A 3011-nucleotide genomic window follows, 5' to 3' on the forward strand; every position below is an offset into this window, starting at 1 on the left:
TTGATCCGTAGATATCCGAATGGGGCAACCCACTATGTTGAAGACATAGTATCCGATAGGAGGCAAACCCGCTGAACTGAAACATCTAAGTAGGCGGAGGAGAAGAAAACAAAAGTGATTCCGTAAGTAGTGGCGAGCGAACGCGGAACAGCCCAAACCAATGTTGTTACGGCAATATTGGGGTTGTAGGACCACGATATTTCTTGCGGACAGAATTAGAACAAGTTGGAAAGCTTGACCAAAGAGGGTGACAGTCCCGTATAAGTAAAGAAAGATAAGAATAGTGGTATCCTGAGTAGGTCGGGGCACGTGAAACCCTGATTGAAACTGGCGGGACCATCCGCTAAGGCTAAATACTCCTGAGAGACCGATAGTGAACCAGTACCGTGAGGGAAAGGTGAAAAGAACCGTGAATAACGGAGTGAAATAGATCCTGAAACCATACGCCTACAAGCGGTCGGAGCCCTTAAGTGGGGTGACGGCGTGCCTTTTGCATAATGAGCCTACGAGTTACCGTTGCTGGCAAGGATAAGTGGTTAAGCCATGGATCCGTAGCGAAAGCGAGTCTGAATAGGGCGCTTTAGTCAGTAGTGGTAGACGCGAAACCGTGTGATCTACCCATGGGCAGGTTGAAGTTTAGGTAACACTAAATGGAGGACCGAACCGGTTGACGTTGAAAAGTCTTCGGATGACCTGTGGGTAGGGGTGAAAGGCCAATCAAACTCGGAAATAGCTCGTACTCCCCGAAATGCATTTAGGTGCAGCGTTAGTTATAAGTTATATAGAGGTAGAGCTACTGATTGGATGCGGGGGTTTCACCACCTACCAATTCCTGACAAACTCCGAATGCTATATAATGTTCACTAACAGTGAGGGCATGGGTGCTAAGGTCCATGTCCGAGAGGGAAAGAACCCAGACCATCAGCTAAGGTCCCCAAATGTATACTAAGTTGAAAAAACGCGGTTTGTCTGCCCAGACAGCTAGGATGTTGGCTTGGAAGCAGCCATTCATTTAAAGAGTGCGTAACAGCTCACTAGTCGAGCGGACGAGCATGGATAATAATCGGGCATAAGTATACTACCGAAGCTATGGATTTACAGACAAGGGTTTGTAAGTGGTAGGGGAGCATTCTAATGGGGTTGAAGGTGATATGTGAGTATTGCTGGACTAATTAGAAAAGAAAATGTAGGCATAAGTAACGATAATGCGGGCGAGAAACCCGCACACCGAAAAACTAAGGTTTCCACAGCTATGCTAATCAGCTGTGGGTTAGTCGGGTCCTAAGGCAAACCCGAAGGGGGACGTCGATGGCCAACGGGTTAATATTCCCGTACTACTTATAATTGTGATGGAGTGACGGAGTGATGAAAGCACCGCGAACTGACGGAATAGTTCGTTGAAGGTTGTAGCTATATCCCAGATAGTAAAATGCGTTTGGGATGGCAAAGACCGATAGTACTCAGAGTCTACGGACAACGAGATAGTGTGCCTAAGGGCTTCCAAGAAAACCTTCTAAACTTAGATTATAAGTACCCGTACCGTAAACCGACACAGGTAGTTGGGGAGAGAATCCTAAGGTGCTCGAGAGATTCATGGCTAAGGAACTAGGCAAAATAGACCTGTAACTTCGGGAGAAAGGTCGCCAGCGCAAGCTGGCCGCAGTGAAGAGGTCCAGGCGACTGTTTATCAAAAACACAGGGCTCTGCAAAATCGTAAGATGAAGTATAGGGCCTGACACCTGCCCGGTGCTGGAAGGTTAAGAGGAGATGTTATCTGTAAGGAGAAGCATTGAATTGAAGCCCCAGTAAACGGCGGCCGTAACTATAACGGTCCTAAGGTAGCGAAATTCCTTGTCGGGTAAGTTCCGACCTGCACGAATGGTGTAACGATCTGGACGCTGTCTCAGCCATGAGCTCGGTGAAATTGTAGTATCGGTGAAGATGCCGATTACCCGCAGTGGGACGAAAAGACCCTGTGCACCTTTACTATAGCTTAGTATTGTTCTTGGATAAGTGATGTGTAGGATAGGTGGGAGACTATGAAGTGGCGTCGCTAGGCGTTGTGGAGTCATTGTTGAAATACCACCCTTTGCTTATTTGAGATCTAACTCCATATAATGGAGGACATTGCTTGGTGGGTAGTTTGACTGGGGTGGTCGCCTCCAAAAGAGTAACGGAGGCTTCTAAAGGTTCCCTCAGCACGCTTGGTAACCGTGCGTAGAGTGCAATGGTATAAGGGAGCTTGACTGAGAGACTAACAAGTCGACCAGGTACGAAAGTAGAGCATAGTGATCCGGTGGTTCCGCATGGAAGGGCCATCGCTCAAAGGATAAAAGGTACGCCGGGGATAACAGGCTGATCTCCCCCAAGAGCTCATATCGACGGGGGGGTTTGGCACCTCGATGTCGGCTCGTCACATCCTGGGGCTGGAGAAGGTCCCAAGGGTTGGGCTGTTCGCCCATTAAAGTGGCACGCGAGCTGGGTTCAGAACGTCGTGAGACAGTTCGGTCTCTATCTACTGCGGGCGTTAGAAATTTGAGTGGATCTGATTCTAGTACGAGAGGACCGATTTGGACAAACCTCTAGTGTATCTGTTGTCTCGCCAGGGGCATCGCAGAGTAGCTACGTTTGGCAGGGATAAGCGCTGAAAGCATATAAGCGCGAAACCCACCACAAGATGAGATTTCTTTAAAGGGTCGTGGGAGATGACCACGTTGATAGGCTATAGATGTAAAGGCAGTAATGTCATAGTCGAGTAGTACTAATAACCCGTAAGCTTATGTGTACTGTCCCGTTTTTCTAAACGGGACAGGATGACTTTCTACAAAAATACAAGTATTTAAATATCTTCGTATGTTACGATATTCGTTATTCCAGAGTTTTGGATAACAACCGATTTAAGGTGGTTATTGCAGCGGGGCTCACCTCTTCCCATTTCGAACAGAGAAGTTAAGCCCGTTAGCGCAGATGGTACTGCATTTATGTGGGAGAGTATGTCGTCGCCTTTCTTT

The 3011-nt window shown here is 47.7% G+C and carries 2 rRNA genes; both read left to right on the plus strand.

The features are described from left to right. Nucleotides 1-2786, plus strand: a 23S ribosomal RNA gene (locus L1275_RS16460); the annotation flags it as partial. A gap of 112 nt (nucleotides 2787-2898) precedes the next feature. Next, nucleotides 2899-3008, plus strand: a 5S ribosomal RNA gene (gene rrf, locus L1275_RS16465). The last annotated feature ends 3 nt before the right edge of the window (nucleotides 3009-3011 follow it).

The sequence above is a fragment of the Flavobacterium sp. HSC-61S13 genome, assembly GCF_024171535.1.
GTDB lineage: Bacteria > Bacteroidota > Bacteroidia > Flavobacteriales > Flavobacteriaceae > Flavobacterium.